4 protein-coding genes are annotated in these 17911 nt (G+C 62.0%); all 4 read right to left on the bottom strand.

The window, feature by feature from the left end; genetic code table 11:
* Positions 1 to 5: 5 nt before the first annotated feature.
* The 4 genes from ACGI6K_RS06280 to ACGI6K_RS06295 are packed head-to-tail and all read right to left on the bottom strand — an operon-like array spanning position 6 to position 17868.
* Positions 6 to 788, bottom strand: coding sequence for a thioesterase II family protein (locus ACGI6K_RS06280; protein WP_376942065.1), 783 nt, complete (start codon positions 786 to 788; stop codon positions 6 to 8).
* Positions 781 to 1914, bottom strand: coding sequence for a Gfo/Idh/MocA family oxidoreductase (locus tag ACGI6K_RS06285; protein ID WP_376942067.1), 1134 nt, complete (start codon positions 1912 to 1914; stop codon positions 781 to 783). The genes ACGI6K_RS06280 and ACGI6K_RS06285 overlap by 8 nt, the downstream gene beginning before the upstream one ends.
* Positions 1911 to 11699: a polyketide synthase gene (locus ACGI6K_RS06290; RefSeq protein ID WP_376942069.1), complete on the bottom strand. Its 9789-nt coding sequence runs from the start codon at positions 11697 to 11699 to the stop codon at positions 1911 to 1913. Before ACGI6K_RS06290 ends, ACGI6K_RS06285 begins: the two co-directional genes overlap by 4 nt.
* Positions 11626 to 17868: an amino acid adenylation domain-containing protein gene (locus tag ACGI6K_RS06295; RefSeq protein ID WP_376942071.1), complete on the bottom strand. Its 6243-nt coding sequence runs from the start codon at positions 17866 to 17868 to the stop codon at positions 11626 to 11628. Before ACGI6K_RS06295 ends, ACGI6K_RS06290 begins: the two co-directional genes overlap by 74 nt.
* Between the last annotated feature and the right edge of the window lie 43 nt (positions 17869 to 17911).

A 17911-nucleotide genomic window follows, 5' to 3' on the forward strand; every position in this document is an offset into this window, starting at 1 on the left:
CTCCTTTAGTAAGCGCACATCGGCATGCGTGCGAAACCCAGTTCAAACCAGCGTCTGATGTGCTCCAGAAAGGCCCTCGGACGCCGGGTAGCATAAAAATGGTCGCCGGAAATGGCTGCCGGCCCCTGCGTCTCGCATAACCAGGCTTTCCAGGCTTCGACCTCCGAGCGCCAGGCTTCCTGATCTGCGCTCCCATAGATCAGCAAAGTCGGCGTTCGAATTAGGCGGGCCGACGCTACTTCCTGGGGCAGCCCATAACTTTCGGTTGCCTTGAAATCTGCTCGCAGCATCGGCATGAATACAGGCCACAAGCCCGGCTCGTTCAACAGCTCTTCGGCGCTACCGCCAATGGCAACCAATTGCTCAAGGAATGCACCATCCTCACGGTGGCTGATGAGCCGGCGGCCTCGGAGATGCGGCGCATGGCAGCCGGAGAGAACCAAGCCGAGCGGGGCGGAGCCTTGCTGCTCAAGTCGGACGCAAATCTCGTAAGCCACCTGTGCGCCCATACTGTGACCGGCAACAACGAGCTGTTGGTGGGCGATCTTGTGCACGTCGATCGCCATCAGAACCTGATCGGCGAGTTCGTCGATACTCGCCGCGCAGGCTTCGTTCATCCGTTGATCGCGCCCCGGATAGACCGCCAGCCAGATCCGCCAGCCGGAGGGTTGCAAATCCCGCCAACTGCGGAACGCGCTCGCACTCCCGCCCGCAAAGGGGCACATCACCAGGTGGATATCGCCTGCGCGGGGTTCGCTCGGGCCGCACAATGGCAACAGGCTATTCATCCGTGCCTCCCGCGTTCGCATGGCGTGTCGTCGGTTCGCTCCAGGTGACCGGCCTCGGAGGTGAAAGACGTTTCTCAATCACAGGCGGCACAACGCGCAGGACATCGAGCCACAGGCGAGCCAGAGCCAACTGGTGTGCCGGATTAAACCCAGCCGGAGCACTCCCGCCATCCAGCACACGACAAAGGGTGTGCAGAACGTGTGCAATGCCTGCGGCGCCATCGACTTCAAAAGCATCTCGCCAAGTCTCGGGCGCATCGCGCAAGACCTCGCATGTTGGCCGCGCGTAGGCGTCTTCAGCTTGGGCATAGCGATACATCGTGCGATCGCGGCTGTCGTGCTGTGTGTCGTGGAAATGGCCTGTCCACAGCACCGGCCCATAGCTGGCTTCCAGTGTGAGATAGCCGGCCGGCCAGAGTAGGCTAGCCTGGTGCATCACCAGGCTGTGCATATCGGGATCGGACGGGTCCAGATAGGCTTGCAAGCGCAATACTGCCCGGCATCCGCCCGGTAAAGCTAGGCTCACTGGCACAAGATGCGCGTCGGCCCCCTCCAGTGCCTGAACCTGTACCTCGCTGCCCTCAGGCACACCGCATGCTTGCAGCAGCAAGTCCAGCGTGGAATACAATAATTGGCGACTGGTGGTCAGATGCGCCGCGCATGGCGTCTCACCTCCAAGAACCTGCCTGACCTGGGCCGCCCGGTCTATCCAGCAACGGCCTGCCGGCACATGCGGATAGAAGCTATTGACCCAGTACTGTAAACCGCGCTGTTCAGCGAGCTTCTGGAGCCGAGCAACGTCATCCGGATGCAAGGGGTGCTCCTGCACCACATGGATGCCCCGGTTTAGTAGCTCGGCCGCCAGTTGGCTGCCTTCGCCCTCGGCTACCGTCGATCGAACCACCACGCAGGCGATGTCGATGTCATCGGGAGTCTCCCCAAGGCTCGTATAGAGCGGAATGCCAAAGTTATGCGCCAGTTGCTGAGCTCTTCGGCTACCGCGGGCTAGCAGCCCGGCCAACTGAAGGCCGGACTGGGACTGCAGGAAGGTATTGAGATACACCTCGCCGAACTTCGCGCCGACGACCAGTACGCGTCGATTCTTCCTGAGAGTAGATTGGATCATTGCGCACTCTCCAAGCTGTTCGGCGACGAAAGCCACTGCTGAACCTGGCCCGCCAGCACAACGGCAACGCTCGCATCCTCCATGAGTTGCCAGTGAGTAGCTGTTAAGGTCAGGGTTTGCGCGTGTGCCTTCCAATCAGCCCATTCGCGTACCGCCGGTGTCCAGTGATCAGGATGACGGTCTGCCTCGATCCACAAGATGGGAACCGGGATGGATCGCCCGATGCGATGCTTCGCCAGCAGGTTCAGCATGTGGTAAATGCGCGTCAGCCACTGACGCGCGATATCCGTAGGCATCGCTTCATCAATGACGCCCGCCTGGACTGAACCGAGGACGAACGCTTCGATACGAGCCGATTCGTCTAGGACGTCCCAATTGTCTGGCAAAACGATCTCGTGTTCGCCGGCTAGCATCACCATCAGTGCGGACAGATCCGCAACCGCAAAGTCGGCCCCGTATACGGGGTCTATCAACACCAGGCGAACGGCTTTTCTAAGGCCATGCAGCATGCGCGCAACCTCGGTGGCAACGGCGGCCCCGTAGGACCAGCCCACCAACGTGTACGGCTCATTGCCAAGTTGTGCCTTCATCGCGTGCAGATAGCCGGAGGCCAAGGCCTGCAGGCTGTCGACGTCGATCTGCTCCGGGGCTTGCAATCCCCAAACCTGAGCATCTAGCGCCTCAGCAAACGTCAAGTACGAAGCCACGCCGCCGTCCGAGGCATGGAATACGAACACGCGCTCGTTCGTATGCCCCCGGGTCAGCGGTACGAGAACATTTTTCATATCCGTATTCTTGATTCCTTCGAGCGTGGCGCAGAACGCCGCCAAGGTGCGATGGGCAAACAGCGCTTGCAGGCTGGCGCCTACAACGCCCACGCGGTTGAGCTGGGCAATGACCCGCGTGGCGATCAAGCTGTCGCCACCGTTATGGAAGAAGTCGCTGCCAAGATTCACCGGCCTGCCAAGGAAGGCCTGCCATACCTGTGCAACGCTATTCATCAGCTCATCGCCAGGCGCTTCGCCGGCGTTGGGCGACACTGCTGCGTCGTCTGCGGAAGGCTGCGCCGTTGCCTTGAGTTCGGCTGCGGCAAAGCTCCCTGAGTGAGGAGAGGTATCGGTGATGAAGATGCGCTGCGGCTCGCTTTGCCGAGCCTTGACGTTTGGCAGCGCCTCGCCAAAATGTCGCATCAGCGCCTGTTTCACCACCTCGCAATCAACGTGAGCAGCGCGAACCAGCCGCGCTACGATCACATGCTGATGTATGGGGGAGTCTTCCAATTCCGGCCAGGCCAGTTCGAGCGAGAAGCCGGCGTCTCGCAGCGCCTCGCGCCACTGGGCTAGATTCAGCATGGCTCGATCGTCGATGATCCGGTGATCCTGGTAATTACCCAGCCCTTCAATGAAGCCCACGCTGGCCATCTGCAACAGGCTGTCCCGGTGGGTGGCCTCGATCAGCACCAGGAAGGCACCTGGCTTCATCAGACTGCCGATACGGCGTAGCGACCGTACGACGTGGCTGGCGTCGTGCATGACCTGGCCGGCAACCATAAGGTCATAGCCTTCGGCCGGGTGCACCGCATAATCGACCGGCTGGTTGATGTCGAAGATGCCGTATGTGAGGTCGTCGCGTCCGGCGAAACGCTTGCGCGCTTCATCTAGGAAGAACGTCGAGACATCGGTGAAGTGATAGCCTTTCAGGCGGCCGCCAAGCGCTTCCAGCACGGCGCTAGTGGTTGCTCCGGTTCCGGCGCCAACCTCCATGGCGCGCAGACGGCATCCCGACCAGGCCGACTGCCCCAGCGCCCGCACGATACGCTTCACGTTCCGGATCACGCATTGCGCGGCCGGGTTCTCCGCGTAAAAAGCGCGCGTGATTGCGTAGTCATCGACAAAGAACAGTTCCAGGGCCGAGCAAGTGCCCTGCAGCAATTGCGCATGCCGTTTCATATTGCGGTCGAGATAGTGAGTCAGTGTGTCGCCCCAGGTGCTGGGTGGCGTGACCGGTGGGGCCGGCATGTCGTTCAACGGCCGCAGGCATACGAAATTCCGGCCGTCCTGGCTCAACCATCCCGCACTCGTCAGTGCACGAAGCCATTGGCGCACGATGCGCTCGAACTGCGGCAACACTTTCAGGCGCTGGTAGATGGCGTCCAGCTCCATCGCCTGCTGCTCCTGCATGAATAGGCCATGGCTTGCCAGGGTTCTGGCAATGCCATGCAGAGCACGGGTTTCCAACGCAAGCCACACTGCGTCGAAAAGGTTCTGTTCGGCCTGTTCCAGGCCCGCCAATCCCGGCAGTCCCGCCAGGCCAGAATCAATGAAACTGGCCGGTTCGTAACTGCGAGGCTCCGCCACTACCTTCACCAGCAGGTCGCTGGAAACGCCATCATGTTGAGCATCGGCCAGCAAGACGCCATTCTGCCGGAATGCCACCGCCTCGATTTCTCGCAGGTCGACCTTGCAGTCGGTACCGAACCACTCGTAGTGCTCGAAACGTAGGGGCTCAGGTTGCCCCTCGGGCAGTTTCCACAATCCCGGCTGCTGCATCTGCTCAGGGTTACTCGCCACAGCTTTCAGCACGTCATGAAAATCCCTGAACATGGCTTTTGCTGCGCCTTCGGCTAGTACCTCGTCCATGCAATACCAACTGAACACCAGCTCACCGTCGATCTCCATCACCTGGTGATCCAGCCAGACCTGTGGGGTTTGCGTGAATACATGCACGGGGTCACCCAGCAAGCTGGTCATCGCCTGATCGATTGCCAATCCGTCCAGCGTCATGCCCAACATACTGGTGAACACCACGGGCATCAGAGGTTGATTCGATTGCCCGCGGATGCGGCCTACCTCCCGCAGCAACTCGACACCGTTCACTTGGCTGTGTGCCAGGTGCTGGCGCAAGCGCTGCTGGGTTTGCTCAATGGAGCGGCGCAGGGTGACGGATTCGTCGCTCAGATCGAAATCGACCAGCAGCACTGACGTGAAATCGCCAATCAGTTGGTTTATCTGCGGATGTACTGGACGCCGATTGAAGAACGTGAGGTTCAGCGTGAAGGCCGGCCAGCGAGCCCAACGCTCCAGCGTCCAGGCGAACAGCGTCATCAATGCGGCCGAAGGCGTCACGCCCCAGGATCGCCATTCCTCCTTCAACTTTGTCCAGCTTTGGCGGTCCAGCGTCGCCTGATAGGTTGTGAAATTGGGCTGGCGGCCATCCAGAACGCATTCGGACAACGGCAACCTCGGCGCGGGCGGAAGGTCGGCCAGCAAGTTCTGCCAGTAGCACCAGGACCTGAGCCAATCCTCGCTCTGCCGGCGGGCCTGTTCGTCGAGTACGTAGTCGCGGAACGTAATCTGCAAAGGCTCGGGACTGGCACCCCGATAGAACGCGGCCAGATCGTCCATCATCACCTTGAAGCTCTGCACGTCGAACAGCAGCAGGTCCAGGTTCATGTGCAGCCGGTAGCGTTCGCCATCCAGTTCGGATGCGATTAGCTCGAACAATGGCCAACGATCCGCCGGCAGGACGCGGTAGGACAGTTCTCGCCGAGTATCCGCCAGCGTCCTATCCCGCTCGTCGGCGGAAAGTGCAGATAGGTTGCGGCGTGCGATCCGGTACTCGGGGACGTTCTTTAGAACTCGCTGCTGGCCATCTTCGCCAATCACCATGCGAAGCATATTGTGGCGGTATATCAGCGCGTTCCAGGCCTCCTCTAGGCGTTTCAGGTCGAACTGGTCATGGCGCAAGTCCCACTCGAATAGCACATGGCAGGCCACCCCGCCATAGTCGATCAAGCTGGTTCGTCCCATCCAGTAAGCATGCTGGATCGGCGTCAACGGGAACGGCTGGAAGTGTCCTACCGCATCGTGTTGCAGCACCGCGGGTTGCGATAGCCTCCTCTCCGTGGCTTGTGCCGATTGTTTGGCAATCAGCTGGCTAAGGCCGTCGATCGTCATCTCCTGGTAGGCTTGCTCGGCGTCGATACGCACACCCAGGCGGCGCTGGATCGTGCTGCTCAGCTCCAGGAACAACAGCGAATCCAAGCCCAACTGCACCAGATCACGCTTGGGCGAGAGCCGGGCCGGATCGTCCAGCCTCAGTTGTGCAGCAATCTGCGCCGACAACCATTGCGCGACCACGCCGGCATCTGCCAACTTGTCTGCCGGCAGATCCATGACCTGAGCCTGCGAGACCTTGGCGGCTTTACCTTCCATCCGCGCGGTGGGCCGCCGTACCGGCGCCTGCTTGAGGCCCACCAACTGCTTGCGGCCATCATCCAGGCGGTCGGGCAACACCTGCATCGCTAGGCGGTAGGGGGTACCGCGTGACATGGCTTGTTCCAGATGCCAGAGACCTTCGGCATCGCTCAACACACCCATGCCATCCTGTGCGAGTGCCGCCTGCAATCCCTCATTTGCTGCCCGTCCAGTTTCACCCCAAGCCCCCCAGCCGATGGAGATCACCTTGACCGGGCTTTCATGGGACCTGGCTGCGGTTTCATACGCCAAGCCATCCAGATAGCCACTCGCCAATGCATGGCCGGCTTGTCCCGCACTGCCCAGGGCTGCGGCTGCCGATGAATAAAGCAGCAGATAGGGCCTGCCGCCGGCTCTGCTCAGTCTTTCGTAAAGATGCCGAGCAGCGTGAGCTTTGACCGCCAGCATCGGTGCAAGCCGACTGGCATTCCAGGATAAGATCGGCCCATCGTCGAGCACGCCTGCGGCATGAACGACGCCTGCCAGACCGCCGTCAGCCTGCAGGCTGTCCAGCGCGCCATTGAGCCCGGTAGGATCGGCAACGTCGCAGACTCGGCACGTTGCAGCGACAGCATAGCGCTGCCGCAGATCCGCGATGAAATCGGCGGCATCATCATGTTCTCGATGGGCAAGCAGTGCGATCTGGCCCGCGCCGCGGCTGGCCAGCCATTTGGCAGTCAGCCGGCCCAGACCGCCCAGGCCTCCCGTCACCACGTGCCAGCCGTGGCGTCGCAAACTTTGCCCATCTAATGTGGCGGCAGCATATTGATGAGGCTGCAACCGTGGAACCCAGGCTTGTCCCTGACGCACGGCAACCCATTGCCCGGCTTTCACCGCCCATTGCAGGCCAACAGCCAGATCCTGCCAAGGTGAGTCCACGGCAAGATCGACTACTACGATGGAGCGGCCGCCCGTACCTTGAGCCGCAAACTCGACCGAAGCGGTGCGTGCCAGGCCCCATACGGCATGATGGGTGGCATCGACGTTATCGTCGCCAGCTATCCTCCAGGCGGCCCGCGTAACCACCACGATACGGCTGTTTTCCTGGTTGGCGACCTCGGTAATCGCGCCGAGCAAGGCATCGGCAGCGACTTCCAGGCCACCGTGTTCCGGGATTACGAGCAGCACATTCCTGGCGTTCGCATCCAGATCGACGCCAGCCTGGGCCAGTTCTAATGCCAGTGCTGTGTCGTTCTGCCCGAACAGGCGCAACCCGCTGCCGATGGCTCCATCCGTTGCCGGGCCGGTTCGTTCCCAGCACCAGTCATAGTGGGTGTCTGGCTTTGCCAAGAGACTAGGCAGACCGTCGTCGTCACCCCCAGGGGAAGCCGACGGGCTCTGCCAAACGCCATTCGGCCCAAGCAGCGTCAGATCGATCTTCGACGGCTCGTTCAGCTTGGCCTGCCATTGCAGGCGAACCAGGCTCAGCCAGTCCGGTGCGCGCAGCGGCACATCGACAGTCGGCACATGCTGGCCATCGCCGTGGCGCCGAGCCATTTCACGACTGGCTTCGCCTACTCGATCAAGCCATTGGCTGTCTTGGCCGGCGCAATCGGACCAATCCGCCAGATAACTGCCGTCATTGGCGAGCGCCTGGCCCAATACGCCGGTTCCCAGCCGTATGGGCGCAGATTGTGCAGCGGGCGCTCCCGGCGCCGTAGCCAACACGATATGTTCGCTCATGCCCGACGTGGCGGTACCATCTTCCGGGAGCCATTCGACGGTTGCGAAGCCAGCGGCCAGACACTGGTCGCGCCAGTGCGACGTGCTCAGGAACAGTTCGCTGCCACGGGCTTGTTCATCATGCAGGGGCAGAACCAGCGGCCCGAAAACGAAATCGAACAGGCGCATGGGCCGAGTGATCTCGCGCATCAGCAGACGGCCACCCGGTTTGAGCAAGGGCAGCAGGTTCGCCAGCGCATTCCCCACATGCTGTGTGGCGTGAATGACGTTGGCTGCCACGATCAGGTCGAACTCGCCCGCTGCGAACCCTTGAGCCTCGGCGCTTTTCTGCAGGTCGAATTCCCGGAACTCGACGAAATCGTAGTTGGCGAACTTCTTCTCGGCGCGGCGCGTAAAGATCGGTGAGATGTCCGTGAACACATAGTGCACGTCCGTCTGGCTAGAAAGCGCCGGCAGTACCCAGGCGGTGGTGCCGCCCGTACCTCCGCCCACCTCCAGTACCCGGTATTGCGGCAGCGGCTGGCCCGGTTCGCCCCAGCTACGCACCAGGTCGGCGACTACACCTGCGGCGATCCGGTTGAAATAGCGCCCGAAGCTGAAGTCCTGATACAGCACTTCCACGCCGCTGGAGGCTCCCTCCGGGAAGATCACGGCGACGGGCTCAATCTCGCCGCTCATCATCTCGTACAGGCTGGCTCCCGCGCGTTGCACGGTTTCTGCAATTATGTCAAGGCCTTCGCAGTAGCCTTTCAGTTCATCGAGCAAGCGCTCATGCTCTGCATGAGGCGCGGCGACCCGCGTGCGGTAGCGGTCGTCCTGCTTCTGCAAGTAGCCATCTTCGGTGCAGGCATTGAGTAGCCGCACCAGCAATTGGCGATACCGAGGCAGCAGCCGTCCATCGCGCAGGATATCTAGCGCCGTCACGCCCAGGTCGATGCGATCACCCGCGCAACGCCGCAGCAACTGATCGACATAGATGGCATGCAGCTTGACGACGCATCGATACAGGGCTTCCAGGCGCGGCAAATCCAATTCGCGCGCTTCGCGGGTCACTATATTGCGCGCGGTCGGCAGGTGGGTGCGATGCGAAAACTGCAGCATGGCGCCCGACTCCACGTTCGTGACAGACGGTTCGCGCCAATAGCGCTGGAGTGCAAAGGGATACAGCGGGGCATGGCACTTGCGCCCCGAGCCGCGCAACAACTCTGGCCATGGCAGATCGACGCCCGTGACGAACAACTGCATCAGTGCCTGGCGCAACGACCGTGGTGCAAGCTGGTTGCGCTTGGCGCTGGCAATCCAGTGGGCGCTGCTGCCCAGATCCCGCTGCCCGATACCGGCCAGTGGAGCGTCCGGCCCCATTTCCAGGAAAACACCTGCACCGTCTTCGACGGCCTTGCGCAGGCACTGGATGAAACGAACCGGGTTGCGCATATGTCGCGGCCAGAAGTCTGGCTGATTCAATAGCGCTGCATCCACCACATCGCCGGTCAGGCCGGATATCAGCGCGATATCGCCTTCCTTTGCCTGCAGCGTGGCCGAGGCTTGCCGAAACTCCGACAGTATCGGGTCGAGCATCCGCGAATGTGCCGCACCTGTGACCGCCAGGAGATTGCTGCGCGCGCCCATATCTTCGAGTTCGGCGGCCAGCTTGGCGATTAGGTCGCACTTGCCGGAGAAGACCAAGTGACTCTCGCCGTTGCAGGCAGCAAGGTCTAGGCCCAGGCGCACCGCAACCGGCAATACTTGCGCTTCTTCGGCAAAGACCGAAAGCATGGCGCCACCGCCGCAGCGATCCATCAGTTCACCGCGTCGCCGCACCAGCGGCATGACCTGCTCGTGGGTGTAGTGCCCGGCCACGACCGCCGCCGCGAACTCGCCGACCGAATGGCCCAGCACTATGTCCGGCGCCAGCCCCTGCGCTTGCCAATGCGCGGCCATTGACAGCTCGAAGGCGACGATGGCGGGCTGCGCGTATTCCATGCGCTGGAGCAGATCGTTGTCCGGCTCCATCAGCGCCTTTCGCAAGTGTTCGGCAAATGCGCTGTCCTGGGCCTCGAACGCTGCCAGACAGTGATCCAGTCCTTTGGCAAAGGCGAGGGAGGTTTCATACCAAGTTCGTGCCATGCCCGGCCACTGCGACCCCTGGCCGGTGAACAGCCATACCCGTTTGCCGGCTACGCAGTGTCCGGCCTGGATCAGAATGTCGTCCTCGCCTTGGGCGAAGGCGTTCAAGGCATCCACGGTTTCGTCGCACACGGGTACGGCTAGCCGCCAGGGCATATCGAGCAAGCGGCCCGTCAGCGCCGTATAGGCTACGTCCGCGACGGACTGGGTTTGCAACGCCAGTGCATAAGCGCCAGCCAGACGTTGCAAAGCTTCCTCGCTGTTGGCGCTCAGCAGCAGTACATCGTTAGCGCTGCTGTTTTGCGCATCATCGGGCTTGAGCTGCGGCCGCAGTGCCTGCGGTAAGGACGCTACGACCATATGGCAGTTGGTCCCACCGATCCCGAAGGACGAAACCCCTGCCACACGAATCGGAGCCTCCCAAGGTTGAGCTTCGTTCGGGACATAGAAAGGCCCGTCTTCCAAATGCAATGCCGGATTGGCCTGATGGAAGTTCACGCACGGCGGGATTATGCCGCGCTCGACCGCCAAAATTGCCTTGAGGAAGCTGGCGATACCGGCAGCCGTGTCCAGATGCCCTATGTTGCTCTTGACCGATCCCAGTGCGCAGGCCGGTCCCTTGCCGATGGGATGGAATACACCGTGCAGCGCCTGCAACTCGATCGAATCGCCCAGTGGTGTAGCCGTTCCGTGTGCCTCGATCATGCCGATCTGCTCGCTGCGCACTCCGGCAAGGCTCCACGCATCGGTGATCACTTCGCGCTGCCCGAGTACGGACGGGGCGGTATAGCCGACTTTCTGGCTGCCATCGTTATTGATGGCGCTGCCCAGCACGACCGCCGCGACCGGATCGCCGTCGCGCAGCGCGTCCGACAGGCGCCGAAGCACCACCGCCGCCACGCCATTGCCTCCATAGGTGCCCTGAGCCTGCGCATCGAATGGGCGGCAATGCCCATCGGGCGAGAAAATCATGCCCTGTTGGTATAGATAGCCACTCACCTGTGGGAAGGAGACAGCAACCCCGACGGTAATCGCCATGTCACATTCGCCGGCGCGCAGGTTCTCGCAGGCCATGTGGATGGCCACCAATGAACTTGAGCAGGCTGTCTGCACAGTCATGGCCGGGCCGCGCAGATCCAGCTTGTAGGCGGCCCTCGTCGCTACGTAGTCCTTGTCATTGCCCATCAGGGACTGCAGGCTGCGCGCATGGGCTACTTCGGCGATATTGATCGCTTCGCGCCCCGGATAGGTGCTGATCCGGCTCGAGCCGAATACGCCGGTTTTGTGTGGCACCGCTCTGGGCGCATAGCCTGCGTGCTCCAGTGCATGCCAGGCCATGTGCAGGAACAGGCGTTGCTGTGGGTCGATCAGCTCGGCTTCCTGGCGCGAGTAACCGAACAGCTCCGCATCGAAGGCGTCGGCATCGGGCACCACGGTTCCGCGCGGCACATAGGCCGGATCGTCGATGACCGATGCCGGAATCCCGGCATCCAGCAACTCCCGCCGCGAGAATTGCCGGCTGCATTCACGCCCGGCTACCAGATTGACCCAATAGGCATCACTGTCGGCCGCTTCTGGAAACCGACTGGCGTAGCCGATCACCGCGATCGGCTCGCAGTCCGGATAGTGCTGATTCAAGAGTTCTTCAATATTCATGATGCCCCCCACGGCGACGTTGAGCACGCGCCTTGCGTTGCGCCAGCAGTTCGCGGCGCTCATCCTTGGTTCCAGTGGTATCATTCGCCGCGTTCGATCTGCCTAGGTGTGCCGCCAGGGCCAGCGGTGTGGCCTGGGCAAACAGATCCGTCACCAGCAACCCGGCATGGCCTACCTGAGTCAGGTGCACATGCAACTGAACCAATTTCAGCGATGTGGCGCCTGCATCGAAGAAGGGCTGGCGCGGCTGGATCGGCCGCCCGACCACCAGTTCGAAGTGATGGCACAGTGCTTGCACCAGGGCGTCATCGGCCCGCATTGGCGTGGCCGCTGGCGACGGTTCAAAAGCGGGCTGCGCGGGTGCGGGGGCAGCATCCCACGATATGCCCTCCATGCGAGGTACCAGTGCCTCCAATGGCTGGTTCCAGGCCGAGTCTTCGGTTGCCAATCGCTGCAATAAGGAGACATAGCGGTCGAACATGGCCTGGATCTGTTGCGGCTCGAACAGTTCCTGCACGTAGTCCCAGTTGAAGCGCAGTTCACCCTCGGACTCGTACACCTGATGGTCGAGCCAAACTTGTGGCGTATGCGACAAGCCCCAGCGTGGCTTCATCCAGGATGCATGGGCCAGAAAGCGTTCCTGCTCAAAGCCCAGTGCACTGGTGAACACCACTGGCATGACTGCCGCCGCCTGCCCAGCCCGCTGGGCCAGTTGTCGCATGACTTGAATGGCCGAGACGTCGCGGTGCAACAGGTCCTGGCGCATGCGTTGCTGCAAACCTTGGGCGCTGCTGCGCCAATCCGCAGCCGGTTGCCAAGCCAGCAGCAACAACGTCGTGAAGTCCCCCAACACTTGTTCAATCTGCGGGTGCAGGGGCTGGCGGTCGAATAGGGTGAGGTTCAGGCACAGATCGTCACGTTCCGCCCAGGCTGACAAGGTAGCCGCATAGGCCGAAAGCAGCAGTGCCGATGGGGTCAGGCCTTCGGCACGCGCACGCGCCTTGAGCGCTTCCCACTGCGGGGCGAGAAGCCTGGCGGACAGTCGCGCGAAATGCGGGATGCCAACTTCGCCTGGCTCGCAGCGCAATGGCAGGCGCGGGGCTGGCGGCAGGCTATCCAGGCGGCGCGCCCAGTACGCCAACGACATGTCGTTAACCGGCCGCTGTTGCATGTACGCCAGATAGTCACGGAAGTAAATCTCCAGCTCTGGCAGCGCCTGCCCAGGATCGGTGTAGAGCTGTTCCAGCTCGGCGAGCAGTATTTGCATACTCAGCCCATCGAGCATCAGGTTGTCCAGGCACACGAACAGGCTGGCCTTGGCGCCACCATCGACTAAAGCGGCTTGAATGTCGAATACCGGCCAGCGCGACGGATCGAGCACCTGCCGAGCCAGTCGCTCACGCAATGTCCCGGCTTCCCCGGCGTTCAGGTCGGCCACCGTATGGCATTGCAGATTGAAGTCCGGAACTTGCGGCAGGACCTGCTGCATTCCGTCGCGAACCACGGCCCGTAGCGTGTCGTGCCGGCTGATCAGCCGATTCATGGCCTGCTCGAAGCGCGAGACGTCCAGATCGTCCACCTCGAACTCGACGAAGAAATGTGAGCCAACTCCACCTAGCGCGAACCCAGGCTGACGTCCCACCAGATAAGCTTGCTGCACATCGGTCAGAGGGAAAGGCGCATAGCGGCGGGTGGGGTCATGGCGCAAGCCAAGCGTATTCGCGGTATCGCCGCAGCGCACGGTTTCGGTGAATGCTGCCAGGGTCGGGAAGTCGAACAGGTCGCCGAGTGCCGCCGAATAGCCTTGTCGGCTCAATTCCCCGATCAGGCGCGTTGCTAGCAAACTGTCGCCGCCCAGGCGGAAGAAATGGCTGTCCCGGTAAAGGTGTTCCACCTTCAAGAGATCGCGCCACAGTCCTGCGACAGCCTGCTCCGTGTCACCCTGGGGCAATTGGCGCTCGGGGCTGGCCTCGGATGAGCCATGGTTACAGCGCTCCAGCAAGCTGCGGTGATCTACTTTGCCATTGGCGGTCAAAGGCAAGGCATCCAGGAAGTACAGCCGTTGTGGCACCATGTAGCCCGGAAGCAACCCACGCAACGCCTGGGCAAGCCGGTCGGCATCAGGCCTGAGCACTTCTTGCGGCGCACGAGCAACTAAGCATTGCACATGGCCCAGCGCCGCATGGGCTTCGTTGCGCATCCCCTGTATTGCCAATAGTTCCTGCCACCAAGGAGCGTCGTGCAGCCGACGGGCCAGACCGCCCTCACGGCCGTCTGCCAACAACTCGGTACAGACAAGCGCCAGGCTGGAAACGCAGCACAACTCCTGAACGAAAACCAATGCCGAAGGAGCCGCTAGGGCCAGCACAGCCTGCACCCCAGCGTCGCCCACGCGGTGCAAGGCGTTGTTGGCCCATACCAAATCGGCTTGATGCAGATCCTCTTGTGCCACACTGGCATGCCAGCGCCGCGCGTCGGCATGCGGATAGTGCTGCAGCTTTTCAGCAGCGCGAAGCACCATTTCCGGCGATTCATCCCAGGCCGTATAGATCACGTCCGAACCGTGCAAGTGTTCGAGGAGCTGCGTGGCAGCCAGGCCACTGCGAGCGCCGACCTCATGCAGCCGTACCGGACGGCCCAGCGTTTTCGCCAGCGTTCGCGTCAAGTCGGCCAGAACCGCGATGGCCGCTTGCATTCCAGGCGTGCGCAGCAGCTGCTGCTCCGGCGTCCAGAACGGGTGGTTTAGCAGCGTTCGCGCGGGCCGTTCATCGCGGATGATCTGGGCAAGCGGCGCGTGGTGCGTCAACAGCATGTTGGCGGCCTCCCACAGCGGATGTTCGCCGGGCGGCTGCCAGGCGGACGGCATGGTCTCCATCGACGTGTAGACACCATCGGCCAGGCGCTGCAGGTAGCCTCTCTGGACCAGATGTTCTAGCCAACGCGCCGCCAGGGCGGCCCATTGCGGCTGGGCACCGTACTGGGCCAGCACGTCCTGTACAGTGACGCAGCCAGACAGATCTACCCCTTGCCGAGTCAGATGCTCGTACAGGAAGCCAGCGACCAGGCGCCCCATGTCTGCCTCGTGATCCGTTTCGGCTGACCCCGCATGCCATGGTTCGCCCGGCAACAGCGCGGTATATTCCGCAGGAAGCGACGGATCGCTTGGCAGCGCACTGAACAGTGCCGTCCCTTGTGGTACGACAAAGCTCACCAGGGATTTCTCACGCGCTCCCACGGCCAGCGCAACCGCGCTCTTGACGCCCTCGACTCGCAACAGAGCCGCTTCGATTTCGCCAAGCTCTATGCGATAGCCGCTTACCTTGACCTGCTTGTCACGACGGCCAAGGAATTCCAGCCGGCCATCCGGCCAGTAGCGGCCCATGTCGCCCGTGCGATACCAGCGCTCGCCATTCCATGTAACGAATTGCTGTGCCGTGCGCTCCGGGTCGTTGAAATAGCCCAGCGCCACGCCTTCGCCACCAATCCACAGTTCGCCCGGCACCCAATCCGGGCAATCGCGACCCTGCGCATCGGCGACGCGGTACTTCTGTCGAGCCAGCGGATAGCCGTAAGGAATGGAGTGCCATTGCGGCGGCACCGACTCCACGTCAAAGACGTTGGACCAGATGGACGCTTCGGTCGCGCCGCCCATAGCCACGAACTGCCCATCCGGACGAAAGGCTCGGTAGCGGCCAGGCAAATCCAGGCCGATCCAGTCGCCTGACAGCATTACCGTACGTAAGCGAGTGGGGGCCTGCAGCTCGAAACCCTCGCTGTAGGTCAGCAGCATGTCCAGCAGCGCGGGAACCGTGTTCCAGATCGTCACGCCGTGCTGCTCGATCACTTTGCACCAGCAGGCCGGGTTGCGCCGCTGGCACTCGTCGACCAGCACCAGGGCGCCTCCGGCCGACAGCAGCCCGAAGATGTCGTAGACCGACAGGTCGAAATGCAGTGCCGAAAGTGCCAGTACCCGGTCATTGATCGAGACAGCGTAGCGCCGGTTCAGCTCTACGCAGGTGTTGAGCGCTCCCCTGTGTGAAATGATCACGCCCTTGGGCATGCCGGTGGAGCCGGAGGTATAGATGATGTAAGCCGGCTCACGCGCATCGACCGGCACAGGCTCGGCCAGCGGGACATGTTCGATCGCCTCCTGCCAGGGCAGGGAGGTGACGTCTTCCACAGTATCGTTCAGGCCAGCGTCGCGGCACACCAGTACCAGCTTCGAACCCGCGCCCTGGCAGATAGCGCGCTTCCGCTCCAGCGGTTGATCTGGCGATACAGGCACATACACCGCGCCTGCATAGAGGATGCCCAGCACGGCCACGACTTGGCCAATTCCCTTAGACATGCTGATCGCCACCCGGTCACCCGGCTGTACGCCTTGCGCGACTAACGCGCCGGCACAACAACGTGCCTGTAAGGCCAGCTCGGCGTAGGTCAGTCGGCGCTCGTCGTGCAACAAAGCTACGGCATTCGGTTGCGTTCGCGCCTGCTGCCAAAAGCCCTCGTGCAGCAGCCCTTCGAGTGCAGGCACGTCATCATAGGCATTGATCCGCTCCCTTACCGCCCGCTGCGCCAGCGGCATCGGATCGAGCAGGGGCTCGCGCCAGGCATGTGGACGCGCCAGCAGGTGCTGCACTAATCCCACGTAGGCCTGGAACATCGCCTCGAGCAGGCCGGGCGGGAACAGCGCGTCGTTGCTGTCCCATTGCAAAAACACCGAGCCGGCGTGTTCGTAGGCCAGATGGTCGATCCAGACCTGCGGCGTTTGAGAAATCCCCCAGCCTGGAGCCCCCAGCGTGCGTTCCACATCCTGGCCGAACAACGGGTTGCCCAGACTGCTGGTGAACACGACCGGGGCGCCGTGGGGATAGGCGCCTAGCGTCTTGCGCAGTTCGCGCAACAGCTCTACACCTGACCAATACCGATGCTCGTAGGCATCGGTGAAGGTCTGCTGGTTGTTCTGGGCCAGCGTATCGAAGCTCGATCCCTCGCCGGCAATGTCGAGCAGCAGAATATTGGTGAAATCGGCAATCATGCCGTCCACGGCGGGGTGCAGCGGCTGGCGGTCGAACAGCGTCAGGTTCAGCAAAAGCCGCGGCTGGCTGCACCAGCGAGCCAGCACAGCGCCAAAGCAGGTTGCCAGCGCCATCGTCGGTGTAACACCGTATTCGCCCGCCAGGGCCTTGAAACGTGCCCAGTCTTCGGCTCGGATTTCCATCTGCTGGCGTGAGATGCGGACCTGCCTGATCTGCTCCGGCTCGCAGGCCAGGGGCAACTGAGGCGCGTCCGGCAAACTGTCCGACCGTTCCATCCAGAACGCCCGGGCCTGCTGGCGAGCCGCCTCGTTCTCCTGGGCCGCTTGTGCCAGATAGCTTCGAAAGTCGTAGTCCAAGGGGATCGCCGGTAGGCGCTCGCCGCGAATCAGCGCCGCCAGTTCATCGAATAACAGGCTGAAACTCGCAGCATCCAGCACCAGCAGGTCAATGTTCGCGTGCAGGCGATGACGCCCTTCAGGCAGCAAGGTGAGTTGGAAATCGAAGTTCTCGCCTTGCTCCACGGCCAGAACCCGGTGACCATGGCGTTCGCGCATGGCCTGCAAGTGGGCTTCGTACTGGGCGGGGGAAGCCGAGCGTAGGTCATGCAGCGTCAGGCCGTGCGATCGGGTGACGGGGCAGTGCTGCTGGCGGCCATCGGGCAGGAAGGACATTGTCAGCATCGGATGCCGCTCGACTAGCACGCCTATGGCTTGCTCCAGCGTATCAGCATCCAGACCATGGCCATCGAACTCTTGATATAGATGGCAACCGACGCCTCCTAGCGTCTGGTGCGGCGCACGACCTACCAGGTAGGCGTGCTGAACGGAAGTCAAGTCGAAGGGTTGTCCGTCGACCATGGTTGGCCAAACGGGAGAGGAGGGGGAGGCGGAGTCGGTCGGCTCCGGGGACGTTGACCGGTACGCTAGCGACGTGCTCGAGCAGTTGTGCAGCAACTGACTCCATCCGCGCAATGTGGGCTGCTGGTAGAGATCACGCAGTTTGATCTTGTAGCCGCGCTTGCGCAGGCGGTGCATCCACGCCATCAAGCGCATCGAATCCATGCCCAATTTCAGAAAGTTGTCGTCGACATCTAACTGCTCCACAGTTATTCCGAGGTCCTTGGCGATGTCTTCACAAAGTTTCGCTTCGACATGCTCCTTTCGCTGTGTGTTGCTTCGTCCCGCGTCTGTCATGAGAACCTCTTTTCATCTCCGTCTATCCTTGGCATGCCCCGCT

Origin of the sequence: Azorhizophilus paspali, from assembly GCF_043587585.2 — a bacterium.
Classification (GTDB): domain Bacteria; phylum Pseudomonadota; class Gammaproteobacteria; order Pseudomonadales; family Pseudomonadaceae; genus Azotobacter; species Azotobacter paspali.